We start from the raw sequence: 23,243 nt of genomic DNA, 5'->3' as shown, positions 1-23,243 counted from the left end.
ATCCCAAAGGTGAGTGAGTGCGATAACCATGGCGAACATCACGATCATCGGCGGCGGGCTCGCCGGCCTGACCGCGGCGATATCCGCCGCCGAGCAGGGCGCCCGCGTCACCGTCCACGAGGCCCACGCCCACCTGGGCGGCCGCTCCCGCTCGGCCACCGGGCCCTACGTCACCAACGACGGCCCCCACACCTTCTTCGACAACGGCCCCTGCTGGAGCTGGCTGCTCCAGCGCGGCCTCGCCGGGAACTACGTCCGCCTGTCCTTCCACGAGTGGACGCGGATGCGCTTTCGCCACCAGGGCAAGCTGCGCATGACCCTGCCCGGCGGCTACATGAAGATGACCTGGATGCACCGGGACATCGAGGTCCCCATCGACCGGTCCTTCCAGGACTGGGCCAGCGAGCGCTTCGAGCAGCAGACCGTCAACGAGGCCCTCGGCTTCCTCGGCCCGATCCTCTTCGACGGGGACCCCGGCCGGCTCTCCGCCGCCTTCGTCTGGGAGCGGCTGCTGCGCGTCGGCACCCCCCGCTTCCCGCTCCCGAGCCGGTACTTCATCGGCGGCTGGGGCACGGTCATCGACCGCATGGAACGCCGGGCCAAGGCCCACGGCGTCGTCATCGAGACCAACTCCCGGCTCACCGAACTGCCCACCGACGGCCCGGTCATCGTCGCCACCTCCCTCGCCGCCTCCCGCGGCCTGCTCGGGGACCCCACCCTCGACTGGCCCAGCGGCACCGCGGCCCTGCTCGACATGGCCGTCACCCACTCCAAGAAGGACGGCAACGTCTCCTTCGACATGGACGAGGGCGGCTTCACCTCGCAGTACTCCGACCACGACCCCTCCCTGGCGCCCAAGGGACAGGCCCTCTTCCAGGGGCAGATGCCCATCCGCCCGGGCGAGTCGAAGGCCGAGGCCCTGGCCCGCCTGGAGAAGCTCTTCGACCTCACCACCCCCGGCTGGCAGGACCGCATCCAGTGGCGCCGCGAGGGAGTCTCCCGCGGCCGCACCGGAGCCCTCGACCTGCCCGGCCTGAGCTGGCGCGACCGCCCCGCGATCGACCGCGGCGACGGCGTCTACCTCATCGGCGACGCCGTCGCCGCCCCCGGCATCCTCGCCGAGACCTCCATCAACAGCGCCCTGCACGCGGCGGAACTCGCCGTCCGGGCCCTGCCCGTGGCGCGCCGCTCGCCCGGCGTCCAGGCGGCGGTGAGCCGGTCCGTCCTCTCGGCCCACTCGACCCTGTAACTCGACCCTGTAAGGGGGCGCACCACACATGAGAATCACGCTGTCCGAGCGCGGTACCCCGGACTGGCTGGTCGCCAGGGAGATGGCCCGCGAGGTGTTCGCCAGGCAGTACCAGGCGACCATCAACCCCGACCCCGACGGCTTCCTCGCCTTCTTCGAGGAGGACGAGAACGGGCAGGAACAGGTCCTCGCCTGCGCGGGCCTCTCCTTCCCGGAGGACGAGCCGGTCCTGCTGGAGCGCTACCTCGACGCCCCGATCGAAGAGGTCATCGCCTCCGAAGTGGGCGACCCGGTCGGCCGCCACCAGGTCCTGCAGATCGGCAACATCGCCTCCGTCCGTGCCTCGGCCGGCGGTGAGATCATCAAGTCGATCCCGCTGGTCATGGCCTGCCTGGGGCGCCCGTACGCGGTGATGACGATGACCGGCCGGCTCGCCGAGCTCATGCAGCGCCTCGGCTGCGTCTTCCACCCCCTCGCCGACGCCTCGCCCGACCGGCTGGAGCCGGAGGAGCTGGCCTCCTGGGGCTCGTACTACGACACCCGGCCCATGGTCGGCTACGCCAAGGCGGTCGACCAGAGCACCCTGCTGCTCGCCGCCATCGGCCGCTACTGCTTCGAATCCGTCGACATGCGGCTGCTCAGCAACCGCCCGCAGGCGAAGGTGCTGACCCGTGCCGCATGACACCCAGCCCGTCTCCCTCGCCCAGGGCCTGCTCGACCGGGCCGACAGCGACGCCGTCATGGTCCGCGTCCTGTCCGGCGACGGCGGTACGGGCACCACCTGGAGCTACCGCGAGATCATCGGCGCGGCCCTGGTCCTCGCCGGACACCTGGAGCGCCGGGCCGCCGAGCACGGCCGCCCCGCCCGGGTCGGGCTGCTCGCCGAGAACTCCCCCGAGTGGGTCGTCGCCGACCTCGCCGCCCTCTTCGCCTCCGCCGTCGAAGTCCCGGTCCCCACCGCCTTCGCCGCCGAACAGGCCGCCTCCCTGCTCGACACCGCGGACCTCTGCTACGTCGACGACGGCGGCACCCGCGCGCTGGCCCGCTGGGCCGCCGACAGCGGCCCCGGCGTGCTGCCCGACACCTGCCCGGTCACCGCCATCGACATCAAGGCGCTGCTCGCCGAGACCCCGGCCGGGGGAGCGGTCCGCCCGCCGGTGCCCGCCGAGGACGCCATCGTCAAGGTGATCCACACCTCCGGCACCACCTCCGCCCCCAAGGGCGTCCAGATCCGCCGCCACGGCCTGGACGCGCTCCTGACCTCCCTGCGGGCCCGCACCGAGCCCGCCGTCTTCGAGCGCTACCTCTCGATCGTCCCGCTGAGCCTGCTCATCGAACAGGTCGCCGGGCTCTACATGCCCTTCCTGGCCGGCGGCTCGGTCTCCTTCCTGCCGCCCGGCACCGCCCTGGTCGGCACCGCCGCCGACGCGGCGCCCCGCATGCTGAGCCTGCTGCGCCAGGCCCGCCCCACCGCGCTCGTCGTACCGCCCACCGTCGCCGGACTCTTCCTCGCGCTCAGCGACCAGCAGCCCGGCGAGAGCATCCCCGAGCGGCGCCGGCGCATCTTCGGACACGAGGGCTCCGTCTTCATCGCCTGTGGCGGCGCGCCCGTACCCGCGGAGATCCTGGAGCGCCTCGACGCGTACGGGGTCACCGTCCACGAGGGGTACGGACTCAGCGAGAACTCCTCGGTGGTCTCCTGGAACTTCCCCGGCCAGGTCCGCTTCGGCACCGTCGGGCGCCCCCTGGACCACGTGCGGGCCGAGCTCGCCGAGGACGGCGAACTGCTCATCCGCAGCACCTCGCTGTTCGCCGGATACTCCCGCGAGGACCCCTCCAGCGTGGTCGTCGACGACCAGGGCCGGCTGCACACCGGCGACCTCGCCGAGATCGACGAGGACGGGTACCTGCGCATCACCGGCCGCAAGAAGAGCATGGTGATCACCTCCAGCGGCCGCAACGTGTCACCCGAATGGGTGGAAGCGCGCTACCGCGAACTCGGCTTCGTCCGCGAGGCCGCCATCGTCGCCGACGGCCTCGACCAGGTGCACGGCCTCTTCGTCATCGAGGCCGGCCTCGACCGCGAGGCCGCCCGCACCCGCATCGACGCCTTCGGCAAGGAACGCCTCTCCGGCATCGAACGCGCCGCCGTCGTCCACCTCATGTCCGAGGACGACCCCGACTACGCCACCTGCTTCACCGTCACCGGGCGCCCGCGCCGTGACGTCATCCGCGCCCACGTGCTGCGCCACGACGAGGACACGACCAAGGAGAAGGCATGAGCACCGCAGTGAAAACCACCCCCTACGGCACCGGCAGCGGCCTGCTGGTGGAGCCCGTCGAGGGCGGCAGCCTCGCGGACATCGACCCCAAGATCCTGCGCGACCTGCTCGCCGAGGCGGGCTTCCTGCTCCTGCGCGGCTTCACCCCCTCCGACATGGACTCCTTCACCGCGCTGGTGCAGTCCACGTCCACCTCCACCACCCTCGACCCGGCCCGCGACTTCTACTCGGAGGTCGCACAGAAGGTCGACGCCGGTCTCGCCGAGGTCGGCCTGCACACCGAGAACGGCAACAGCCCCTTCCGCGCCCACGTCGCCTGGTTCTTCTGCGAGAAGGCCGCCTCCTCCGGCTCCCAGACCACCGTCTGCGACGGCTACCGCGTCTGGGACGCCCTCAGCCCCGAGGCCCGCGAGGCCTTCGCCGCCCAGGACATCGTCTACAGCCGCTACGTCGGCGAGCAGCAGTGGCGCGCCATGGCCCACCACCTGTTCGGCAGGACCAAGCCCGCCGAAGAGATCGAAGTCGAGGAACTCCTCGCCCTGGCAAGCCAGTTGCCCGGCACCGAAATCCAGGCCGAGGCGGACGGCGGCATCCGCTACGCTTTCCGCACCCCCGCCGCCGGGACCACGATCTTCGGCGAGCGGCGCTCGTTCGCGAACAGCATCCTCGGCCCCTCCTTCAACTACGAGAAGCCGACGATCACCTTCGCCGACGGGACCGAGCTGTCCGAGCGGCTGCTGGCCGAAGTCGAGACGGTGACCGCACGGATCACCGAGAACCTCGAATGGCAGGACGGCGACGCCGCCGTCATCGACAACACCCGGGTCATGCACGGCCGCCGCGCCATCACCGACCCGAACCGGACCATCTACAACGCCCTGAGCTACATCGAGGCCACTGCCGCCTGACCGGACTGCGCCGCTCCCGGCCGCGGGGCCGGGAGCGGCGGGCCCACCCGAGAGGGAGCCATGAACACCGAGAAGAACGCACCCCGTATCCAGGACCAGGCACAGGCCGCGTCCTCCGAGGGAGCGGGGGACGACACCCCGCCCGACCCGCGACGATGGCGCCTGCTCGTCTTCGTCGGCCTCGCCCAGTTCATGGTGCTCCTCGACACCACCGTGGTGAACCTCGCGCTGCCCGCCATCCAGTCCGACCTGAAGGCGACCGCGACCGGCATCGAATGGGTGCTGACCTCCTACATCCTGTGCTTCGGCGGCCTGATGCTGCTCGGCGGGCGCACCGCCGACCGCTGGGGGCGCCGCCGTACGTTCCTGCTCGGCGCGGTCCTGTTCACCGCGGCCTCCTTACTCTGCGGCCTGGCCGACGGCACCGGCCTGCTCATCGCCGCGCGCGCCCTCCAGGGGTGCGGCGCGGCGTTCCTGTCCCCGGCCGCGATGTCCCTGGTCACGACCAGCTTCCCCAAGGGCAAGGAGCGCACCACCGCCCTCGCCATCTGGGCCGCGCTGGCCGGACTCGGCGGCACCCTCGGCGTCATCGCGGGCGGTCTGATCACCGACAGCCTCAACTGGCGCTGGATCTTCTACGTCAACATCCCGTTCGGGGTCGTCGCCGTGATCGGCGTGCTGATCCTGGCCTCCGGGCGCACCGAGGCCAAGAGCCAGTCCCGCCCCGACGTGCTGGGCGCCGTCGCCGTGACCGGCGGCCTCGCCTCCCTCGTGTACGCCATCGTCAACATCCAGGAAAAGGGCTGGAGTTCGGTCCCGTACGTGCTGGGTCCGGCCGTCGCCGCGGTGCTCCTGCTGGTCGCCTTCGTCGTGGTCGAGCGCAAGGTCGCCGACCCGCTGATGCCGCTCCAGCTCTTCGCCACCCGCTCCCTGGTCACCGCGGGCCTCGGCCGGATCCTGACCAGCGGGGTCCAGGCCTCCGTGCTCTTCCTGAGCAGCTACTACCTCCAGCGCAGCCTCGGCTACTCCACCCTGAAGTCCGGCTTCGCCTTCCTGCCGCTCGGCGTCATCGCCATCCTGATCACCGCCCCGGCCACCCGGATCATGCACAAGTCCGGACCCCGGCCCGTCTACCTCTTCGGCGCGATCGGGTCCGTCCTCGGACTGATCCTGCTGACCCGGGCCCCGCACGACGGGAACTACCTCCTCGACGTGCTGCCCGCCCTGCTGATCCTGGGCGCCTCCATGCAGTGCTGCGGCATCCCCGTCAACGTCCACGGGGTGTCCGACATCCCGCAGGAGCAGCAGGGCATCGCCTCCGGGGTGCTGGTCGCCGCCTTCCAGGTCGGCGCCTCGCTCGGGGTGGCGACCGTGGCCACCAGCGCCATGACCCGCACCACCGGGGAACTCGCCGACGGCCGCCTCCCGGCGATCGCCTGGGTGGACGGGCTGCACCTGGGCTTCTGGATCGCGGTGGGCATCGGCGTACTCAACCTGCTCAACGCCTTCTTCGGACTCCCCGGCCGGCGCCGCACCGAGGGCGCGGCGGCCACCGCCGGTGCCACCGCCACCACCACCGCGCCGAGCACGACCACCGTCTGACCACCCCCCTTGCCCTGACCACCCCCCGGACACCAAGGAGAGGCATCCGATGGCACGCCCCGGAGACACCCTGCAGCTCGGCAAAGACAAGCTCACCTTCCTCACCACCGCGTCGCAGACGAAGGGCGCGTTCGTGGAGGTCGAGGTCGAATACGCCCCGACCGTCCTCAAGCCGCCCGTCCACTACCACCCCAAGCAGACCGAGGTCATGCAGGTCCACGGCGGCCGGATCACCCTCCAGCTGGACGGGGTCGAGCACGAGTACACCGAGGGCGCCGAGTTCTACATCCCGCCGGGCGTCCCGCACTCGATGTGGAACCCGGGCCCCGAGACGACCCGGATGGTCTGGCGCACCACCCCCGCCTACCAGACCGAGAAGGTCTTCGAGACCCTGTGGGGCCTGGCCAACGAGGGCCGGCTCAGCGCCTCCGGCCCCGCGCTGCAGATGCCGCTGCTCGCCCTCGGCTTCCGGGACGAATACCGCGTGATCACCGGGCGCCCCTTCGCCCTGGACATGGCGCTGTGCACCCTGCTCGCCCCGATCGGCCTGGCCTGCGGATACCGCCCCTCCTACAAGCCCCCGCAGCCGCACCGCTCCGAGCCGGTGCGCGCGAACGCCTGACCGGCCGGTCCGAGAGGCCGCGCCCCGACCGACCGGCCCGTCCGGCCTGACGTTCGAGCGGTACGCGAGGTCGCGGGCCTAGCGTCTGCGACATCAAGCCGGTCGAGCGCGGAGGAACGGTCATGGCCACCGAACAGCACGAATTCACCCTGCCCGGCGCGGATCTCCCGCAGCCCGACGCCGACCTGCGCAAGCGGCGCGAGGCGGTCGTCCTCGCGCACACGGTCGCCGAGATCGCCTGGGACATCGACGGCGTCCTGGCCACCTTCCCGCGCGGCGGCATCTACCGCATCCAGGCCTTCGAAGAGGGCCCGCTCATCGGTGAGGAAGCCATCAAGAAGGGCTACTTCGCCGACCTCAAGGCGGCCTTCCCGAACCTGGAGCACGACCTGCACCACGTGCACCACACCCCCACCGCCGTGATCCTGGAGGCCCAGGCCCGCGGCAAGCAGGAAGCGGACTACCGGGGCATACCCAACCTCGGCAAGTCCATCGACGCCCCCGTCGCGGTGTTCTTCCACTTCGACGGGGACGTCCTGGTCGACGAGACGCTGTACTTCGACATGGCCACCTTCCAGCGCCAGCTCGCCTGACCTCCGCCCCACGCGCCCGACCCCGGCCACCCCCCCTTCGGGGAGGGTGGCTTCGCGCTGTCCGTGGGTCCACCACGAATCGAGGAGGGCTTGAGTCCGGTTCCGTAGCGTCGTGAGCGCCGAAACGGCCTGTGTCACGGATGAGTTATGAGCATCTCCTACTGACATTGCCTCCAGAAAGGATGCTCGGATGAGCACCGTCAACCCCCCAGCCTCGGCCGGTGGAGCAAAGGGGGTGGTCTTCTGGGCCATCCTCACCACGAGCCTCGCCTCCTTCATGGCAGGGCTGGACAACCTCGTGATCATCACGGCGCTGCCCACCATCAGGGAGAAACTCGGCGGCAGCCTCACCGATCTCGAATGGACGGTCAACGCCTACACGCTGTCCTTCGCGGTCCTGATGATGTTCGGTGCCGCACTGGGTGACCGCTTCGGGCGTCGCCGGCTGTTCGTCCTCGGCCTGCTGCTCTTCACGGGCGCCTCGGCCGCCGCGGCGCTCGCGCCCGGCATCAATGAACTCATCGCCTTCCGCGCCGTCCAGGGCGCCGGCGCGGCCATCATCATGCCGCTCTCGGTGACCCTGCTGACGGCCGCCGTCCCCGCCGAGAAGCGCGGTACGGCGCTCGGCATCTGGGGCGCGGTCAACGGTCTGTCCATCGCGGCCGGCCCGCTCGTCGGCGGTGCGATCGTCGAGCACCTGTCCTGGCAGTGGATCTTCTGGCTGAACGTGCCCATCGGCCTGGCCCTGGCCCCGATCTCCTGGCGCAAGCTCAAGGAGAGCAAGGTCGCCCACTCCCGGCTCGACGCCGTCGGCACGATCCTGGCCAGCATCGGCCTCTTCGGCATCGTCCTCGGCCTGATCAAGGGCCACGGCGACGGCTGGACCTCCCCGGTCGTCCTCGCCTCCCTCATCGGCGGCGTCGCCGTCATGGGCGTCTTCGTGGTGTGGGAGAACAAGACCGAGCACCCGATGGTCCCGATGCGCCTCTTCAAGATCCGGGCGTTCACCGCGATCAACCTGGCCGGCACCCTGATGTCGGTCGGCATGTTCGGCGCGATCTTCCTGATGACCCAGTTCCTCCAGAGCATCCAGGGCTACAGCGCGATGGAGGCCGGCGTCCGGCTGCTCGCCTGGACCGCGATGCCGATGGTCGTCGCCCCCATCGGCGGCATGGTCTCCGACAAGATCGGCGGCAAGCCCGTCGTCACCCTCGGCCTCGCGATGATGACCGGCGGCATGGTCTATTGGGCCTTCATCCTCGAACCGGACGTCTCCTACGTCGCCCAGCTGCCCTCCCTGATGATCTGCGGCGCGGGCATGGCCCTCTTCTACGCCCCGCTGATGAACCTGACCATGGGCTCGGTCAAGGAGGAGGAGCAGGGCATCGCCTCCGGTGTCACGGCCGCCACCCGTGAGGTCGGCGCCGCGCTCGGTGTGGCCCTGCTGGCCTCGATCTTCAGCGCCAACGGTGGCTACGCCTCCCCGCAGAACTTCGTGGACGGGCTCGTCCCGGCCATGTGGGTCGGTGCCATCGGCGTGGCCCTCGCCACCCTGTCCATGCTGATCGCCCCCGGCAAGGGCAAGGGCGCAGCGCCCGAGCTCGCCCCGGTGGCGGAGCGCTCCGCGCCGGTGGCTCCGCCGAAGGCCGCGCCCGGGGCTCCGGCCTCCGGCGGCAAGGCGCCGGCCGACAAGCCGGCTCCGGCCTCGGTGCGCTGACCGGCCCGCCTCCTCGTACGGTCCGATGGCCCCCGCGTCCCGTGCGCGGGGGCCATCGGCGTGCGCACCCGCTCCAGCGGGGCTCGAGCGGGGCCGCAGCCGCCGCCCCGACAATCGGACGGCCCGCTGTTCACGACTTCGACAACGAACCGAGGAAGCATGGCAATTGAGGAGATGAAGGTCCGGGACGCCTTCCGGATCACGCCGTCGCAGCTGACCGACAACCGCGGCCGCTTCTTCGAGGCCTGGCGGATCGGCGAACTCACCGAACTGAGCGGCCAGCCCTTCGCCGTCAAGCAGGTCAACTTCTCGGTCTCCTCGCGGAACACCCTGCGGGGCATCCACGGCACCACCCTGCCCCCGGGCCAGGCCAAGCTGGTGACCTGTGTGCGCGGTGCCGCCCTCGACGTGGTCGTCGACCTGCGCGTCGGCTCGCCGACCTTCGGCATGTTCGACACCACCGTCCAGGAGGCCGACTCCGGGATCGGCGTCTACCTCGCCGACGGCCTCGGGCACGCCTTCCTCGCGCTCACCGACGACACCTGCATGAACTACCTCTGCTCGGAGGAGTACGTACCGGGCACCATGGTCGACATCCAGGCTCTGGACCCCGCCATCGGCATCCCGTGGAACACCTCCGGGACGCTCGTCCGCTCCGAGAAGGACGCCGCGGCGCCGACCCTGGCCGAGGCCGTGGCCCTGGGGCTGCTGCCCACGTACGAGCAGGCCCGCGCCTCGTACGGGCCCGGCCACCGGCCGTGACGGAGATCGCCGTCCTGGGCTCCGGGGCCGTCGGCACCAGCCTCGCCACCGGGCTGGCGGCCGCCGGCCACCGGGTCCTGACCGGCTCGTCCCGGCCGGGGCGGCCCCGCCCCGCCGACGATCCGGCGCCGGCGGCGGGCGTGCGCTTCACCGGCCACGCCGAGGCGGTCCGCGGCGCCGGGATCGTCTTCAACACCACCCCCGGCGAGGTCTCCGTCGCCCTGCTGCGTGACCTCGAACCCGCCCTGCGCGGGCGCGTCCTGGTCGACGTGTCCAACGCCGCCGAGCGCAGCCCCGAGGGCTTCCCCGTCGCGCCCCTCTACCCGCACAGCAGCCTCGCCGAGGAGATCCAGCGGGTGCTGCCGCGGACCCGGGTGGTCAAGGCCCTCAATACGATGGACCACTCCGTGATGACCGCCCCGCGGATCCTGCCCGCCCCCGCCACCGCCTTCCTCTCCGGCGACGACGCGGGGGCCAAGGCGGAACTGGCGGCGCTGCTCGGGGACCTGGGCTGGCCGCGGGAGTGGATCCTCGACCTCGGCGGCCTCTACACCGCGCGGGCGCTGGAATGGACCGTCCTGATGCTGGGCCCCTTCATCACCCGGCACGGCTTCGTCCCGTTCGGGCTCTCCATCGCGCACTGAGCGCTCGTACGCCCGTACGCACGAAGGAAGCGGCGGCCGGGGTGGGTCTCCCGGCCGCCGCTCACGTCGTACCCCTCAGGTCGCCGCCAGCACCCGCGCACCGGTCAGCGCGGGCATCGCCGCCGCCAGCGCCTCGCGCCAGTCCCGGATCACCCCGATGCCCGCGGCCTCCCAGCGGCCGCGCTCCAGCACGCTGTACGCCGGGCGCCGGGCCCCCGGGGCGGCGCCGACGAGGGGCCGGACCCGCCGCGGATCCGCGCCCAGCAGCCGGAACACCTCGCGCGCCAGCTCCAGCCGCGTGCAGTCGCCGCCGCTGGTGGCGTGGTAGATGCCGGGGGCCGCGCCGAGCCGGGCGGCCCGGCCGAGCGCCACGAGCCGGTCGGCGACGTCCACGGTCCAGGTGGGCTGACCCCGCTGGTCCTCGACGACGTCGACGAACTCCCGCTCCCGCTCCAGCCTGATCATCGCGGCGACGAAGTTGTCGCCGCCCTCCCCGTACAGCCAGGCCGTCCGCACGACGTACCCGGTCCACGGCAGCAGCCGCAGCACCGCCCGCTCGCCCTCCAGCTTCGTGCGCCCGTACGCGGTGCGCGGCGCGGGGGGCGCGTCCTCCGGGTACGGCGCGCGCGCCTCGCCCGAGAACACGTAGTCCGTGGACAGGTGCAGCAGCAGCGCGCCGAACTCCCCGCAGGCGCTGGCCAGATGGAGCGGAGCCGCGCCGTTCACGTGCTGGGCCTGCGCCTCGTGCGTCTCGGCCGCGTCGACGTCCGTGTACGCCGCCGCGTTGACCACCACGACCGGGCGGTGCGTGGCGATCGCGGAGCGCACCGCCCGCCGGTCGCGCACGTCGAGCTCCGCGCGGCCCAGGTACACGGCCGGCTGCCCGGCCGCCTCCAGCGCCACCCGCAGGTCCCGGGCCAGCAGCCCGTCCGCGCCCGTGACCAGCCAGTGGCTCACAGGGCGGCCTTCCGCTTCAGCGGCTCCCACCAGGCGCGGTTGTTCCGGTACCACTCGAAGGTCTCCGCCAGGCCCTGCTCGAAGTCCTTGCGGGGCCGGTAGCCCAGCTCCGTGGAGATCTTCGTGCAGTCCACGGAGTAGCGCAGGTCGTGCCCGAGCCGGTCGGCGACGTGCTCGACCCGGTCCCAGCCCGCGCCGGCCAGGTCCAGGAGCAGCGTGGTCAGCTCCTTGTTGCTCAGCTCGGTGCCGCCGCCGATGTTGTACACCTCGCCCGCGCGGCCGCCCGTACGCACCAGCTCCAGGCCCTGCACGTGGTCGTCGATGTGCAGCCAGTCGCGGACGTTGAGGCCCTCGCCGTAGAGCGGTACGCGCAGCCCGTCGAGGAGGTTCGTCACGAACAGCGGGATGACCTTCTCCGGGAAGTGGTGGTGCCCGTAGTTGTTCGAGCAGCGCGTCACCCGCACGTCCAGGCCGTGCGTGCGGTGGTACGACAGCGCCACCAGGTCGGAGGAGGCCTTGGAGGCGGCGTACGGAGAGTTCGGCTTCAGCGGGTCGGTCTCCGGCCAGGACCCCTCGGCGACCGACCCGTACACCTCGTCGGTGGACACGTGCAGGAAGGGCACGGGCCCACCGGGGCGGCGCAGCGCCGCGTCCAGCAGGGTCTGCGTACCGAGCACGTTGGTCGTGATGAACTCGGCCGCGCCCAGGATGGAGCGGTCCACGTGCGACTCGGCGGCGAAGTGCACGACCTGGTCGTGCGCGGCCACCAGCTCGGCGACGAGCGCGACATCGCAGATGTCCCCCTGGACGAACCCGAAGCCGGGATGCGCGCGCACCGGGTCGAGGTTCGCGGGATTGCCCGCGTAGGTGAGCTTGTCGAGCACGGTGACCGCCACGTCCCCCGGCCCCTGGGGGCCGAGGAGCGTACGGACGTAGTGCGAACCGATGAACCCCGCCCCGCCGGTGACGAGGATGCGCGTGACGTCATTGGTCATGATGAGATCTGCACCTTGCTGTGGTCGCCGAGGATGAGACGGTGGGCCGCGGGCACCCGGGGGGCGGGGGTCACCTCCACGTTGCGTCCGATGATCGAGGCCTCCACGCGGCTGGCGCCGCGCACCGAGGAGCCGTCCAGGATGATGGAGAACTCGATCTCGCTGTCGGTGATCGTGCAGTCCCGGGAGATCGACGTGAAGGGCCCGATGTACGAACCGGTGATCACGCTGCCCGCGCCGATCACGGCGGGGCCGACGATGCGCGAGCCCGTGACCTGGGCGCCCTCGTCGATCTGCACCCGGCCGATGATCTCACTCTCGGCGTCGACCAGGCCCTCGATGCGCGGCTCGGCGCGCTCCAGTACGGACCGGTTGACCTCCAGCATGTCGTTGACGTTCCCGGTGTCCTTCCAGTACCCGGAGATCGTCGTGGACCGGACGTCGAGGTCCGCGTCGATCAGCCACTGCAGGGCGTGGGTGATCTCCAGCTCGCCGCGCCAGGAGGGCTTGATGGCGCGGACGGCCTCGTGCACGGCGGGGGTGAAGAGGTACACGCCGACGAGCGCGAGGTCGCTCTTGGGCACCTCCGGCTTCTCCTCCAGGCCCACCACCCGGCCGTCGGGGCCCAGCTCGGCCACGCCGAAGGACTTCGGGTCGGAGACCTGGGTGAGCAGGATCTGCGCGGTGGGGCGCTCGGCGCGGAAGGAGTCGACGAGGTCGGAGATCCCGCCGACGATGAAGTTGTCGCCGAGGTACATGACGAAGTCCTCGTCGGCGAGGAACTCCCGGGCGATCACGACGGCGTGGGCCAGGCCCAGCGGCGCGGTCTGCGGGATGTAGGTGACCTCGATGCCGAACTTGGAGCCGTCGCCGACGGCTTCGCGGATCTCGTCGGCGGTGTCCCCGACGACGATCCCGACCTCGGTGATGCCTGCGTCCGCGATCGCTTCCAGGCCGTAGAAGAGCACCGGCTTGTTCGCCACGGGCACGAGCTGCTTGGCGGATGTGTGGGTGAGGGGGCGCAGGCGGGTTCCGGCCCCGCCGGAGAGTACGAGAGCCTTCATGGCCCAGAGGCTAGAAGCGGCCACTCGAGCCGGGGTGGGGGTTCACCTCGAGCCGGGTCGCGGACCGCCCTCGCTCCAGCGGGCCTCCACCACGCATGCGGATGGTCGGTGTGCAGCGATCGGCGACGCGAGCCGTACAGAGAGGCAGACACACCCATGTCGGAGAACCACCGGGACCTCGTCCAGCGCTTCGTGGACATGATCAACAGCCACGACGTGAGCACCATGGCGGAGCACACCGCCGCCGACCACATCGACCACAACCCGATCGTCGCGGACGGCATCGAGGCCAACACGGCCTTCTTCCAGTCGATCTTCGACGCCTTCCCGGACGTCAAGGTCGTCGCCCATGACCTGATCGTCGACGGCGACCGCGTGGCGGGCCGCTTCGAGTACTCGGGCACCCACCAGGGCCCCTTCTTCGGCATACCGGCCACGGGCCGCACGCTGAACTTCCAGTCGATCGACATCTGGCGCGTCGAGAACGGCCTGCTGGCGGAGCACTGGGACCAGCTGGACGTGCCGGGCATGTTCCACCAGCTGGGCGCGGACTTCTACGCCCTCCAGGCGGAGTAGCGGCGCCCCTCCCGCGCGTCGCGGCGGTCCGGGCCGGGTGGACGTGCCACCCGGCCCGGACCGCGACGCGTGGTGCCGGCCGCCTCAGCGGTCGTGATGGTGGTGGTGATGATGGTCGTGGTCGTGGTCGTAGCCGTAGCAGTAGTACCAGCCCCAATCCCAGTTCCAGTTCCAGTCGTAGCAGTAGTGGTGATCGTTGTGGCTGGGCGCGGTTGTCACCGCCGCCGCCGCTGTTGCCGCCGGAGCGGCGAAGGCGGTGGAGGGCACCAGGGCGCCGGCTGCGGCGAGCGCGGCCCCGCCCGTGAGAACGGCGATGCGCTGTATTCGGGATATTCGGGATATTCGGTATATGTGAGTCATGGCAATTGACCTCCGGGCGGGAAGTGGTTTCGGTCCTCGGGATCCCATGCCTCCATTGGGCCCGGCCGAGCGCACCGGGTCACGCCCCTGATGTTCGGGACTTGACAGGACTCGGCCGGTCACTGACGCGGAACGGCGATGCCGGCCGCGCGCAGGTGCGCCTCGACCAGGGTGTTCAACCGGGCGATGGACGGGGACCCGTCCTCCCGGTGGTGGTTGACCACTCCGTACCGGGAGGCGGCGTCGGGCTGGTCCTGGAACCCTTTCGGCATCGCCAGCAGCGCGCGGTCGGTCAGCAGCTTGTCAGCCAGCGTGGACGCCAGCTCCCCGATCCGCGGGTCGTCCGGATCCCAGGCCCTCGCGTCCCAGGCGCGCCGGGTCAGCTCGATGGACTCGGGGTCTTCGAGCGAATGTTCGAGCCGGGTGAGGAAGCCGTCGAAGATCTCCGGGACCAGCGCCCGGGCCAGCACCAGGGCCTCTCGCTGACCGGCCACGTAGTCGGGGCCGAAGCCGAGTACGGCGAGCCGGTCCAGGACGGCGCAGGCCCGGTCGGGCAGCAGGGCCCGGTCGCCGTGGTCGAGACGGTGCAGCCTGTCGCGGCGCGCGATCAGGTCGTCGATCCGTTCGGTGGGAGTTGTGCGGTCGGGCCCTCCGCGTAGAGCACGTTCTGCCCCATCATCCGTGCGCCGCTGAAATCTCGCGTCGGAGGGACGGCGGCCGGTGCGACTGGCGGAGCACGCCCCCCTCCGGAACCGGAGCAGTCGACCGGGCACATCGACTGTGGTATCTGAACGGCCCGCCGTCGGCTCAGTCGGCCAGCAGGTGGTCGGCCTTCCCCGCCTTGATGTCCCGGATGAGCTGGCGGAGGGCGTCGGTCGTGTCGGTGAGGTACGAGGCCTCCGCGCCCGCGACGGCGATGTAGCTGTTGCCGTCCCCGTCCACGCCGATCCGGTAGCAGGAGTTTCCCTCACCGCAGAACGGCTCTTCCCAGGTCACGGCAGGCATGCGGTCCCCTCTCACAGCTGGCTTGCGATGGTCTGGATGAACTCCCGCGAGTCGTCGGGAGGCAGGGCCAGTTTCTCCATCAGGTCGAAATGGGCTCGGTACTTGCCGAGTTGCGCGTCGGCGTAGAGGAAGTCGGGTCCGTGGGAGTTGTCGACCTGCACGGTGTCCAGCTGTGCGGTCGGTCCCTCCGCATAGAGCACGGTCTGACCCGCCCCCGGAAAACCGCCCGCTTCGAACGGTAGGACGAGTACGGTCACATTGTCCTGCTGTGACCGCTCGAGCAAGTGCTCCAGCTGGGCGCGGAGGACCGTACGCCCGCCGAACTGCATGCGCAGGGCTGCCTCGTGCACGATGGCGACGAACTCCCGGGCGCCGGGGCCGGCCAGGACCTGCTGGCGTTCGGCGCGAAACGCCAGCCGCAGTGCGACCTCGTGCTCCGGGAGGGCGGGGATGACCATCCGGAACACGGCGAGCGCGTGGTCGGATGTCTGGAGGAGACCGGGCATGTGCACCGAGAAGGCTCCCCGCATGCGGTTGCTGTGCGCTTCCAGCTCCGCGATGTCCAGGAAACCCTGGGGCAGCTGGCCTCGATAGCGGTCCCACCAACCGCGACCGGGTGCGGCCATCGTCGTCAGCCCGGCGATGTGCTCCTCGTCGGTCACCGCGCAGTTGCAGGCCAGCGTTCGCAGCCGATCGGCGGAGATGGCGCGCGTTCCGGACTCCATCGCGGAGATGGCCCCTCGGTCCACGCCCAGCAGTCCGGCCGCGTACTCGGCCGAGACGCCCGCTGCGGTGCGCATTCTGCGCAGCTCGTGCCCCAGCCTCTTCTGACGCTCCGTGGGTGCAGTCCTCGCGCTCATGGCGTGCAGTCTTGCGTGTCGGTAGCCGGTCTGGCCACGAGAGGATGATTTATCCCGCAAGCGGGGCCAAATTTGGCCCGGTGGCGCTACGTTAGGTAACGCACCGCTCACGCAACGGAAGTTGAAGTGCATCGCCGCAGCATGCCTCGGCCTCGGCGACGAGCCACGCCCCCCTTTCGCGTCAGCCATTCGTGCGCGCCGAACTCGCCGTAGTCACCTCCGACCTCAGGGAGTCCCGCGATGTCCAGCCAGCACTTCATCACCTGCCCGCCGTCCCCGCCCGCGAGCGTCGGGGGCGAACCGCCCGCGCTCTCCACGCTCACCTGCAGCCTCACCGTGCCCGGGGAGCCGCTCGGCGCCCAGATCGCGCGGGCCGCCGTACGGTCCGTCCTGCACGCCTACGGGCTCGATCCGCTGGCGCCCGCCGTCGTCCAGGTCACCGGCGAACTGGTGGCCGCCGCCTGGCAGTTGGATCCCGGTCGGAGCGTGTACCTGTCCCTCCGCCATCGCGAGGACGCGCTGCGCCTGACGGCCTACGACGGCCACGCGCCCCACACCCACCCCCGGCTCGCCGCCCATTGCGAGGCCCGGCGGCGGTCGGCGCTACGGCTGATGGCCGCGGTGGTGCGCTCGTGCGGCGGGACCTGGGGCTTCGGCGAATCCCGAGAACCCGGCGGCGGGAACCGGACCTGGGCGACCCTGCCCCGACGCGGGGCGGCGGACTACCTCCGCGCCTGATTCACATGGCGGCCAGCAGGGCTGCCGCGGACTCTTCCGCCAGGTCTTCCGCGTTCCCGACCGGCCGCGCGCTACTGGCCCGGAGTCCGTCCGGCCTCGTCCGTGACGCCGCGGGCGATCATGGCCGTCGAGGAGACCGTGGTTCCGGCCGTGCCCCAGGCGCTGTCCTTGAGCAGTACGGTGCGCTCGCCGAGCAGGTGCGTGGTGTCCTTGTCGAAGATCCATTCTGTTCGCTCGCCGTTGTGGACGCGGGCGACCGCGACGCCCTCGCGCCCGGCCGCGTCCGTCGCTCCCGGGACGAGGACGACGCCGGGGATACGGGCCGCGGCGCGGTAGAGGGCGGCGCTGACGCCGGGTGGGGCCGCCACGGTCCGCAGGAGGTCGCCGATCGCCACGAATGCCTCCTGATCGGGGCCGGTGGTGGAGCCGGAGCCCGGGCCGTGGTTGAGGCGCGTGTCGGCGTAGATCGTCTCCAACAGCCGGTCGGGGTCCGTGGGGAGGGATTCGAGGAAGCGGTAGGTGGGGTTGTGGAGGGTGGCCGTGCGCCTCCCCGGTGCCGGGTCCCGCGAGGTGCCGCCCGCGGTGCGCGTGACGGTGCCGGTGGATCCGTCGACGGATACCCAGCGCTCCGCCGATTCGTCGGTCCGGGCCGCCTCCATCTCTCCGCTCCGGATCTCGGTCAGGGACATGGAGAACCCGGTCGTCTTCGTGTAGAGGTACTGCCCGTCGCGCACGGGCGCCGCCGGGCCCGCCTGCGCCGCCATCGCCGCGCTGTCCAGCAGTCGGACGGCGGCCGGGTCGGGCCGGACCGGGGCCGGGCGGCCTTCGCCGGAGCCGCTCGCGCCGAGGGTCACGGCCAGGGTCACCGCACCCGTCGCGGCGCCGGCCGCGAGGAGCAGGATCAGGGGTCGGCGGGACCACGACCGGTGACCGGTGCCGAGGGCGTCCGCCGCCGTCTCGCGCATCAGGTGTTCCCGGACCCGCTGGTGACCGTGGAACGGCAGCTCCGCGTCCGAGAGGCCGGGCGGACGGGCGTCTTCGGTGGTGTTCACGAGTTTCCTTCCCGTGGCGTTCGGGACGCGGGGACGCGTACGGAGCCGGGGCGCCCCGCGAGGTGGTCCGCCGTCAGGACGCGCAAGCGGGACCGGGCCCTGGAGAGCCGGGAGCGGACGGTGCCCTCCGGTACGCCGCACGCCTGCGCCACCTCGTGCTGACTGAGGCCGGACCACACGCACAGGAGAAGGACCTCCCGGTCCGCCCGGCGCAGTCCTCCGAGGGCGGCGAGGGCAGCGGCGGTCCTGGCCGTGTCGCTGATGCGGGACACGACGGCGTCCGCCACGTCAGGGACGCGGTCGGGTGGTGGAAGGCGGGCCATCGCGTCGCGGTGCCGGCGCGCGGCCCTGCGGCTGTTGCGCATGACGTTCGTCGCGATGCCGAAGAGCCATGCCCGTTGGCTGACGACGCCGTCGAGGGAGTCGCGCAGCCGCCACGCTTCGAGGAACGTGAGGGAGACGATGTCCTCGGCCCCCGCACGGTCGGCGGTCATGCGGACGGCGTGCGCGTACACCGCCCCGGCGTGCGCCTCGTAGAGTTCCGCGAACAGTTGGTGGTCCACGCTTGAGTAGTGTCCGCCCGCCCCACCCTGTTGCACGTGTGCTCGGTCACACGCCGCCGCGACTGTCAAGCGCGGTTGCGGTTGCGGTGGCGGATGGGGCAGGCTGGGACGCATGACAGACACCCCCCGCGCCACCCGGGTCGCTCTCGACGCGGACGAGGCCCTGGAGCTGGACCGTCTCGCCCGCACGGTGGACGAGCGGGGCCGGGCCCTGGACGAAGCGCGTGCCGCGCTCGCCGAGGCGGCCGGGCGGATCGCCGCCCGCTACGACCGGGGCGGCCCGGCCGCGGTCGCGGCCCGGGTGGGCTGGTCCCGCCAGCACGTCTCGACCCTGGCCGCCGCCCACCGCCGCGCGGCCACCACCGACGACGTGGCGGCGGCATGAGCACCGCGGCGGAGCAGCCCCGCGGCGGCAGCGTGCCGCAGCCGGCCGCGACCGCGGAAGACCTGCGCGCGGCCCTGGCCCGTATCGCCCCCGACGCGGTGCCGACGTTCGACGCCGAGCGCGCCACCGCGGTCGCCCGTGCCCGGGAGCAGGTCAGCTCCGCCCCCGTGCGCCGCTTCCTGCGCCAGTGGGCCCTGTACGTCGCGATCGAACGCCACCCCGACACGGCCGCCCGCCTGCGTCGGCTCGAAGACCGCGCGGCTCACGTCACCGACCCGGAGGACGCCCGGGCGATCGCCGCCGAGATCGGCCAGATCCTCGACAAGGCCGCGGCCGAGGCCGGCGTCGCCCACGGCGGAGCCCGGTGACCGCCTGGCGCTGGGAGTACGACCCCAACGCCGACGAGGTCATCAAGGGCCTGGCCGCCCATGTCACGGCCGAAGTGGAGCGCCTGGCCGACGAGCTCGTCGCCCTCGCCGATGTCGGAGTCGACGTCACCGACATCGGCGAAGGAGGCCGCAAGGGCGTCCCCGGAGGTCTGCGCCGCATCCCCCTCCTGGACGACGGCTGGTTCTACGCGCTGCCACTGCCCCGGATGGGGCTGATCGCGATCGTCCGCGTGATCCCGCCCTACAGCGACTTCTAGTCCGCCGCGTCAGCGGCCCGCCGCCGTCGTGGCGATCGCTTCCATCAGGTGGGCGTGGGTGAGGATCGCCTGCGCGTGCGGGGTGAAGTCCTCGGCTCCGAGGACGGTGCGGGCGAAGGTGCCCGCGATGTTCGTGAAGTGGTGGTCCGGGGAGAGGGGGATCTCCCGCGTGCCGTCCGCGCGGTCCACGCGCAGGAGCGGGACGAAGTCGTCCGGGGTGCTGAAGGCGCGCTCCAGGCGCAGGCGGCCCTCGCTGCCCCAGAGGCCGTAGCCGCTGAGGTAGGCGTGCTCCACGCCGTACGCGAGGTGCGCGGCCGCGCCGGAGGGGGAGGTCAGCAGGGCGCTGCCGGCGGGCTGGGGACCGTACGCGCTGTCCGGGCGGACCTGCGCGCCCGCCACCCGCAGGTCCGGGCCCAGGAAGAGCTGCGCCGCGCGGACCGGGTACGCCGCCACCTCCGGGAGGGTGCTCGCGCGCACCCCGCCCGGGCGCAGCGGGATGCCGAACTCCGAGGTGAAGAGCTGGACCTCGCCGATCAGCCCGTCCGCGACCAGCTCCCGCACCCGCGCGTGCTGCGAGTGGTGCAGGAACATGAACGACTCCATGAGGAGCAGGCCGCTCTCGCGGGCCGCCGCGACCGCCTTCTCGGCGTCCGGCAGCGAGGTCGCGAACGGCTTCTCGCACAGCACGTGCTTGCCCGCCGCCAGCGCCCGCAGCGTCCACTCGACGTGCATCTCGGGCGGCAGCGGGATGTACACCGCGTCCACGTCCGGGCGGTCCAGGACCTTCTCGTACCCGGCCAGCGGCGCGCCGCCGAAGCGGTCCGTGAAGTGGCGGGCCTTCTCGATCGTGCGGCTGGCGATCGCGGTGATCTCCACGAGCGGCTGGCGCAGCATCGAGGGCAGCATGCGTCGGTCCGCGATGTCGGCGCAGCCCAGGACGCCGATGCGCAGGGCCTTCGGCCCGCTCACAGCGCGTACGCTCCGCCCAGCGCCCAGGCCGCCCGCAGGCTGGTCAGGAGCGTCCGGGCCTCGATGTTCAGGTAGTTGCTGTGCCGCAGGAGCCCGGCCAGCTGGCCCGCCGTCACCCACAGGAAGTCCTCCGGTACGTCCACGGGGAACTCGTCCCCCACCTCCACCAGCGCGTAGCGGTTGCCCGCGTGGTGGAAGCGGCCGCCCTCCTCGGACTGCACCGTGTCGTACAGCAGCCGGGACTTCGGCGCCGAGAGCACCATGTCCAGGTAGCGCGGCTGCCGCTCCACGGGCAGGGTCAGCGCCCGGCCCGGCTGGCACTGCACGGTCGGGCCCAGCTCGGCCACGTCCAGGACGCCGGCCTCGGAGCGGGCCTGGGCCAGCAGGTGCGGGACCCCGCCGATCCGGCGGACCACGAACGCGGCGAGGCCCTGCTCGGCGGGCGCGAGCAGCGGCTGCGTCCAGCGCTGGACCTCGCGGTTGGCGGCGGCGACCGAGGCCGCGATGACGCTGAAGTGGTGGCCGCTCGCGTGCCGGATCTCGTGGTCGGTGCGCTCCCAGCCCTCTACTCCGTCCAGCGGCAGGCTGCTCTGCACCAGCTCGCGCGTCGCCTTGATCTCGGTGAGCCGGGACAGGACGTGCTCCGTCGTGTGCAGCGAGGGGCCCTCGTCCGCGAAGGTGGGGATGAGGGACAGGACGGTGCGGGCGTCCATGTTGATCACGTTGTTCTCGTAGAGCAGCTGGTGTATCTGACCGAGGGTCAGCCAGACGAAGTCCTCGTGCTCGGGTACGTCGCCCAGCGCCTCCACCACCATGTTCCGGTTCCGCTTGCGCAGGAACCAGGAGCCCTGCTCGGACTGGAGGGAGTCGAACAGCACCCGCGAGCCGACCCGGGGCGGCTTGAAGTAGTCGATGTAGTGCACGGGCGCGCCCTTGTGCACACCGGTGTAATTGCTGCGGGTCGCCTGCACGGTGGGGGACAGCTGGACCGTGTCGAGGTTGCCCGGCTCCATCTTCGCCTGCATGAGGCAGTGCAGGACCCCGTTGAACTCCTTGACGACGATGCCGAGGATGCCGACTTCCGGCTGGTTGATGATCGGCTGCGACCAGGACGCGCCGTGGCCGCCCCACTCGGTGCGCACCCGCAGGCCCTCGACGGAGAAGAAGCGGCCGCTGTCGTGCACGAGGTTGCCGGTCGAGTCCTCGAAGTGCCAGCCGACGAGCTCGGAGAAGGGGATGCGCCGCACGTCGTAGCGGTTGGTGCGCCGCTGCTCGGCGAACCAGTCGCGGAAGACCGGGTTGGGGGTCACCGAGCTGTCGAGCGCCTGGGCCGACAGGGTGAACCGCCGCCCCAGGCTCGTGACGACGCCCGGGGGCATTGCCTGGGTGATGGTCATCGGTGGACTCCTTCGCCTTGTCCCGCGCGCCCAGGGGCAGCCGGTCGCACCACGACGATGGGGGAGGCCGATCGGCTGTGGCTGGAGAGGGCCTTGAGGTGGGGCGTACGGGGGCTCAAGTGGCGGGCGGTCACAGGGCGGATGCCAGGGCGTGGGGGTGCGCCGACCGCTCCGGGCCGGGTCCGGCGGCCTCGGCGGCGCGTTCCGTGCGGTGGCGCTCGCGGTAGTAGCCCGGCGCGGCGAGGAGTTCGGCGTGCGTGCCGCGCTGGACGACGCGGCCCTCGTCCAGGACGAGGATCTCGTCCACCGCCTCGAGGCCGATCGTGCGGTGGCTGATCAGCAGGACCGCGCGGTCCGGGCGGTCCGGGCCGTCCGAACCGCCCGAACCGTCCGGGCCGTCCGGGCGGGGCGCGAGGACCGCCGCGAGGACGGCGTCGGCGTCCCGGGGGGCCAGCGACTCGGTCGGCTCGTCCAGGACCAGTACGGCCGGATCGGCGAGCAGCGCGGCCGCCAGGCCGAGGCGGCGGCGCTCACCGCCGGAGAAGGCGGCCGCGTCCTCGGCGACCTCGGCGTCCAGGCCGCCGGGCAGCGCGCGCACCCAGTCCGCGGCCCCGGCCCGGGCCAGGGCCGCCCACAGCGCGTCCTCGTCCGCGTCGGGCCGGGCCAGCAGCAGGTGGTCGCGGACGGTGCCGGCGAAGACGTGGTGGTACTGGGTCAGCCCGGCGGCCAGCCGCGGCCGCAGGGCGCCCTCCGGCAGGTCCGAGAGCGGTACGCCGCCCAGCGCGACCCGGCCGGTGGCGGGCTCCAGGAGCCCCAGGGCCAGCCCGGCGACCGTGCTCTTCCCGGACCCGCTGGGGCCGACGAGCGCGACGCGCCGGCCCGGGGCGAGCCGGAGCCGGAAGCCGGACAGGGCGGGGCGGGCGGCCGTGGGGTGGGTGACGCCGACGTCCGTGAACTCCAGGGTGAGCGGCCCCCGGGGGATGCCGGTGCGGGGGGTCGTTCCCGCCGCGGGGAGAGCGCGCAGGGCGCGGAGGCGGTGCAGGGAGGTGGTCAGTCGGGTCAGCTGGTCGGCGGCGGCGCGGACCGGGGTGGCGAGCTCGAGGGCGGCCAGCGCGGTCAGCGTCAGGACGGCCGCGGTCACCGGGGCCGTGCCGCGCAGCGCGAGGACGGCCACCGCCGCGGTGGTGGCGAGCTGGACCAGGACCGCCGCCCCCGCGAGGACGGCCGCGGTGCGCGCGCCGGCTCCCTCTTCCGATCCCGCTACGCCGGCCGTTACGGGTAGGGGCCGAGCCGGGCG

At 72.2% G+C, this 23,243-nt stretch carries 27 protein-coding genes; 15 read left to right on the top strand and 12 right to left on the bottom strand.

The features are described from left to right. Nucleotides 1-28: 28 nt before the first annotated feature. From ABT084_RS31905 to ABT084_RS31860, 10 genes are all read left to right on the top strand, one after another. Nucleotides 29-1,249: a phytoene desaturase family protein gene (locus ABT084_RS31905; protein WP_351051415.1), complete on the top strand. Its 1,221-nt coding sequence runs from the start codon at nucleotides 29-31 to the stop codon at nucleotides 1,247-1,249. Nucleotides 1,250-1,277: 28 nt separating this feature from the next. Further along, nucleotides 1,278-1,931: a thermostable hemolysin gene (locus tag ABT084_RS31900; protein ID WP_351051413.1), complete on the top strand. Its 654-nt coding sequence runs from the start codon at nucleotides 1,278-1,280 to the stop codon at nucleotides 1,929-1,931. Further along, nucleotides 1,921-3,531 carry an AMP-binding protein gene (locus tag ABT084_RS31895; RefSeq protein ID WP_351051410.1) on the top strand — a complete coding sequence of 537 codons (1,611 nt, stop codon included), beginning with the start codon at nucleotides 1,921-1,923 and terminating at the stop codon, nucleotides 3,529-3,531. Before ABT084_RS31900 ends, ABT084_RS31895 begins: the two co-directional genes overlap by 11 nt. Next, nucleotides 3,528-4,439 (top strand): TauD/TfdA family dioxygenase, encoded by a 912-nt coding sequence (locus ABT084_RS31890; protein ID WP_351051409.1) that lies wholly within the window; start codon nucleotides 3,528-3,530, stop codon nucleotides 4,437-4,439. Before ABT084_RS31895 ends, ABT084_RS31890 begins: the two co-directional genes overlap by 4 nt. Before the next feature lie 60 nt (nucleotides 4,440-4,499). Continuing rightward, complete coding sequence (locus ABT084_RS31885) at nucleotides 4,500-6,041, top strand: MFS transporter (protein WP_351051407.1); 1,542 nt, start codon at nucleotides 4,500-4,502, stop codon at nucleotides 6,039-6,041. Between the two features lie 49 nt (nucleotides 6,042-6,090). After that, the gene (locus ABT084_RS31880) at nucleotides 6,091-6,663 is read left to right on the top strand and encodes a cupin domain-containing protein (RefSeq protein WP_351051404.1); all 573 of its coding nucleotides are present in this window, start codon (nucleotides 6,091-6,093) and stop codon (nucleotides 6,661-6,663) included. Between the two features lie 122 nt (nucleotides 6,664-6,785). Further along, nucleotides 6,786-7,256 carry an ester cyclase gene (locus ABT084_RS31875; protein WP_351051401.1) on the top strand — a complete coding sequence of 157 codons (471 nt, stop codon included), beginning with the start codon at nucleotides 6,786-6,788 and terminating at the stop codon, nucleotides 7,254-7,256. A gap of 190 nt (nucleotides 7,257-7,446) precedes the next feature. Continuing rightward, the gene (locus ABT084_RS31870; protein ID WP_351051399.1) at nucleotides 7,447-8,973 is read left to right on the top strand and encodes a DHA2 family efflux MFS transporter permease subunit; all 1,527 of its coding nucleotides are present in this window, start codon (nucleotides 7,447-7,449) and stop codon (nucleotides 8,971-8,973) included. A gap of 159 nt (nucleotides 8,974-9,132) precedes the next feature. Further along, the gene (locus ABT084_RS31865) at nucleotides 9,133-9,735 is read left to right on the top strand and encodes a dTDP-4-dehydrorhamnose 3,5-epimerase family protein (protein WP_351051396.1); all 603 of its coding nucleotides are present in this window, start codon (nucleotides 9,133-9,135) and stop codon (nucleotides 9,733-9,735) included. After that, complete coding sequence (locus tag ABT084_RS31860) at nucleotides 9,732-10,379, top strand: NADPH-dependent F420 reductase (protein ID WP_351051395.1); 648 nt, start codon at nucleotides 9,732-9,734, stop codon at nucleotides 10,377-10,379. Before ABT084_RS31865 ends, ABT084_RS31860 begins: the two co-directional genes overlap by 4 nt. A 75-nt stretch (nucleotides 10,380-10,454) precedes the next feature. Here the strand turns inward: ABT084_RS31860 and rfbD are convergent, their stop codons facing one another. From rfbD to ABT084_RS31845, 3 genes are read right to left on the bottom strand one after another with little or no spacing between them, the layout of a single operon-like run. Further along, nucleotides 10,455-11,336, bottom strand: coding sequence for a dTDP-4-dehydrorhamnose reductase (gene rfbD / locus ABT084_RS31855; RefSeq protein ID WP_351051392.1), 882 nt, complete (start codon nucleotides 11,334-11,336; stop codon nucleotides 10,455-10,457). Then, nucleotides 11,333-12,331, bottom strand: coding sequence for a dTDP-glucose 4,6-dehydratase (gene rfbB, locus ABT084_RS31850; RefSeq protein WP_351051389.1), 999 nt, complete (start codon nucleotides 12,329-12,331; stop codon nucleotides 11,333-11,335). Before rfbB ends, rfbD begins: the two co-directional genes overlap by 4 nt. After that, a complete protein-coding gene (locus tag ABT084_RS31845; RefSeq protein ID WP_351051386.1) occupies nucleotides 12,328-13,395 on the bottom strand; it encodes a glucose-1-phosphate thymidylyltransferase in 1,068 nt (355 codons plus the stop codon). The genes rfbB and ABT084_RS31845 overlap by 4 nt, the downstream gene beginning before the upstream one ends. A gap of 156 nt (nucleotides 13,396-13,551) precedes the next feature. Between ABT084_RS31845 and ABT084_RS31840 the strand changes: the two genes are divergently transcribed. Then, nucleotides 13,552-13,971: an ester cyclase gene (locus ABT084_RS31840; protein WP_351051383.1), complete on the top strand. Its 420-nt coding sequence runs from the start codon at nucleotides 13,552-13,554 to the stop codon at nucleotides 13,969-13,971. Nucleotides 13,972-14,055: 84 nt separating this feature from the next. Here ABT084_RS31840 and ABT084_RS31835 read toward each other — a convergent pair whose 3' ends face one another. The 4 genes from ABT084_RS31835 to ABT084_RS31820 all read right to left on the bottom strand — a co-directional run bounded on the left by ABT084_RS31835 (nucleotide 14,056) and on the right by ABT084_RS31820 (nucleotide 16,196). Next, nucleotides 14,056-14,331 carry a hypothetical protein gene (locus ABT084_RS31835; RefSeq protein WP_351051380.1) on the bottom strand — a complete coding sequence of 92 codons (276 nt, stop codon included), beginning with the start codon at nucleotides 14,329-14,331 and terminating at the stop codon, nucleotides 14,056-14,058. A gap of 119 nt (nucleotides 14,332-14,450) precedes the next feature. Then, nucleotides 14,451-14,825: a hypothetical protein gene (locus ABT084_RS31830; protein WP_351051377.1), complete on the bottom strand. Its 375-nt coding sequence runs from the start codon at nucleotides 14,823-14,825 to the stop codon at nucleotides 14,451-14,453. A 313-nt stretch (nucleotides 14,826-15,138) separates the two neighbouring features. After that, entirely contained in the window at nucleotides 15,139-15,336 is a 198-nt protein-coding gene (locus tag ABT084_RS31825; protein ID WP_351051375.1) for a hypothetical protein, read from the bottom strand. Nucleotides 15,337-15,347: 11 nt separating this feature from the next. Then, a complete protein-coding gene (locus tag ABT084_RS31820; protein ID WP_351051372.1) occupies nucleotides 15,348-16,196 on the bottom strand; it encodes a helix-turn-helix domain-containing protein in 849 nt (282 codons plus the stop codon). A gap of 240 nt (nucleotides 16,197-16,436) precedes the next feature. Here ABT084_RS31820 and ABT084_RS31815 point away from each other — a divergent pair, with 240 nt between their 5' ends. Continuing rightward, complete coding sequence (locus ABT084_RS31815) at nucleotides 16,437-16,934, top strand: ATP-binding protein (protein ID WP_351051370.1); 498 nt, start codon at nucleotides 16,437-16,439, stop codon at nucleotides 16,932-16,934. Nucleotides 16,935-17,005: 71 nt separating this feature from the next. Here the strand turns inward: ABT084_RS31815 and ABT084_RS31810 are convergent, their stop codons facing one another. Together ABT084_RS31810 and ABT084_RS31805 are read right to left on the bottom strand one after the other, a co-directional pair. Beyond that, nucleotides 17,006-17,986: a CU044_5270 family protein gene (locus ABT084_RS31810; protein ID WP_351051367.1), complete on the bottom strand. Its 981-nt coding sequence runs from the start codon at nucleotides 17,984-17,986 to the stop codon at nucleotides 17,006-17,008. Further along, entirely contained in the window at nucleotides 17,983-18,549 is a 567-nt protein-coding gene (locus ABT084_RS31805; protein ID WP_351051364.1) for an RNA polymerase sigma factor, read from the bottom strand. Before ABT084_RS31805 ends, ABT084_RS31810 begins: the two co-directional genes overlap by 4 nt. A 112-nt stretch (nucleotides 18,550-18,661) precedes the next feature. On the opposite strand from ABT084_RS31805, the gene ABT084_RS31800 reads away from it, so the two are divergent. The 3 genes from ABT084_RS31800 to ABT084_RS31790 are packed head-to-tail and all read left to right on the top strand — an operon-like array spanning nucleotide 18,662 to nucleotide 19,580. Then, on the top strand, nucleotides 18,662-18,934 hold the full coding sequence (locus tag ABT084_RS31800) for a hypothetical protein (protein ID WP_351051361.1): 273 nt from the start codon (nucleotides 18,662-18,664) through the stop codon (nucleotides 18,932-18,934). Further along, entirely contained in the window at nucleotides 18,931-19,302 is a 372-nt protein-coding gene (locus ABT084_RS31795; RefSeq protein ID WP_351051358.1) for a DUF6247 family protein, read from the top strand. Before ABT084_RS31800 ends, ABT084_RS31795 begins: the two co-directional genes overlap by 4 nt. Beyond that, nucleotides 19,299-19,580: a hypothetical protein gene (locus tag ABT084_RS31790; RefSeq protein ID WP_351051355.1), complete on the top strand. Its 282-nt coding sequence runs from the start codon at nucleotides 19,299-19,301 to the stop codon at nucleotides 19,578-19,580. Before ABT084_RS31795 ends, ABT084_RS31790 begins: the two co-directional genes overlap by 4 nt. 9 nt (nucleotides 19,581-19,589) lie before the next feature. On the opposite strand, the gene ABT084_RS31785 is transcribed toward ABT084_RS31790, so the two are convergent. The 3 genes from ABT084_RS31785 to ABT084_RS31775 all read right to left on the bottom strand — a co-directional run. Further along, the gene (locus tag ABT084_RS31785; RefSeq protein WP_351051352.1) at nucleotides 19,590-20,549 is read right to left on the bottom strand and encodes a Gfo/Idh/MocA family protein; all 960 of its coding nucleotides are present in this window, start codon (nucleotides 20,547-20,549) and stop codon (nucleotides 19,590-19,592) included. Then, on the bottom strand, nucleotides 20,546-21,946 hold the full coding sequence (locus ABT084_RS31780) for an NDP-hexose 2,3-dehydratase family protein (protein WP_351051349.1): 1,401 nt from the start codon (nucleotides 21,944-21,946) through the stop codon (nucleotides 20,546-20,548). Before ABT084_RS31780 ends, ABT084_RS31785 begins: the two co-directional genes overlap by 4 nt. A 130-nt stretch (nucleotides 21,947-22,076) precedes the next feature. Continuing rightward, nucleotides 22,077-23,243 (bottom strand): ATP-binding cassette domain-containing protein (locus ABT084_RS31775; protein ID WP_351051346.1); only part of this gene is annotated, 1,167 nt, incomplete at its 5' end.

This window comes from Streptomyces sp. NPDC002138, assembly GCF_040296485.1.
In the GTDB taxonomy this organism is placed as follows: domain Bacteria; phylum Actinomycetota; class Actinomycetes; order Streptomycetales; family Streptomycetaceae; genus Streptomyces.
The sequence above is the reverse complement of the archived record's forward strand: the minus strand, read 5'-3'. Positions and strand labels throughout refer to the sequence as shown.

What these genes read in the sequence shown, in the direction of transcription:
- ABT084_RS31900 (WP_351051413.1), top strand. Translation starts at nt 1,278, where the DNA reads ATGAGAATCACGCTGTCCGAGCGCGGTACCCCGGACTGGCTGGTCGCC.
- ABT084_RS31815 (WP_351051370.1), top strand. Translation starts at nt 16,437, where the DNA reads ATGTCCAGCCAGCACTTCATCACCTGCCCGCCGTCCCCGCCCGCGAGC.
- ABT084_RS31780 (WP_351051349.1), bottom strand. Translation starts at nt 21,946, where the DNA reads ATGACCATCACCCAGGCAATGCCCCCGGGCGTCGTCACGAGCCTGGGG.
- ABT084_RS31875 (WP_351051401.1), top strand. Translation starts at nt 6,786, where the DNA reads ATGGCCACCGAACAGCACGAATTCACCCTGCCCGGCGCGGATCTCCCG.
- ABT084_RS31905 (WP_351051415.1), top strand. Translation starts at nt 29, where the DNA reads ATGGCGAACATCACGATCATCGGCGGCGGGCTCGCCGGCCTGACCGCG.
- ABT084_RS31820 (WP_351051372.1), bottom strand. Translation starts at nt 16,196, where the DNA reads ATGAGCGCGAGGACTGCACCCACGGAGCGTCAGAAGAGGCTGGGGCAC.
- ABT084_RS31890 (WP_351051409.1), top strand. Translation starts at nt 3,528, where the DNA reads ATGAGCACCGCAGTGAAAACCACCCCCTACGGCACCGGCAGCGGCCTG.
- ABT084_RS31885 (WP_351051407.1), top strand. Translation starts at nt 4,500, where the DNA reads ATGAACACCGAGAAGAACGCACCCCGTATCCAGGACCAGGCACAGGCC.
- ABT084_RS31795 (WP_351051358.1), top strand. Translation starts at nt 18,931, where the DNA reads ATGAGCACCGCGGCGGAGCAGCCCCGCGGCGGCAGCGTGCCGCAGCCG.
- ABT084_RS31825 (WP_351051375.1), bottom strand. Translation starts at nt 15,336, where the DNA reads ATGCCTGCCGTGACCTGGGAAGAGCCGTTCTGCGGTGAGGGAAACTCC.
- ABT084_RS31835 (WP_351051380.1), bottom strand. Translation starts at nt 14,331, where the DNA reads ATGACTCACATATACCGAATATCCCGAATATCCCGAATACAGCGCATC.
- ABT084_RS31800 (WP_351051361.1), top strand. Translation starts at nt 18,662, where the DNA reads ATGACAGACACCCCCCGCGCCACCCGGGTCGCTCTCGACGCGGACGAG.
- rfbB (WP_351051389.1), bottom strand. Translation starts at nt 12,331, where the DNA reads ATGACCAATGACGTCACGCGCATCCTCGTCACCGGCGGGGCGGGGTTC.
- ABT084_RS31870 (WP_351051399.1), top strand. Translation starts at nt 7,447, where the DNA reads ATGAGCACCGTCAACCCCCCAGCCTCGGCCGGTGGAGCAAAGGGGGTG.
- ABT084_RS31865 (WP_351051396.1), top strand. Translation starts at nt 9,133, where the DNA reads ATGGCAATTGAGGAGATGAAGGTCCGGGACGCCTTCCGGATCACGCCG.
- ABT084_RS31840 (WP_351051383.1), top strand. Translation starts at nt 13,552, where the DNA reads ATGTCGGAGAACCACCGGGACCTCGTCCAGCGCTTCGTGGACATGATC.
- ABT084_RS31880 (WP_351051404.1), top strand. Translation starts at nt 6,091, where the DNA reads ATGGCACGCCCCGGAGACACCCTGCAGCTCGGCAAAGACAAGCTCACC.
- ABT084_RS31845 (WP_351051386.1), bottom strand. Translation starts at nt 13,395, where the DNA reads ATGAAGGCTCTCGTACTCTCCGGCGGGGCCGGAACCCGCCTGCGCCCC.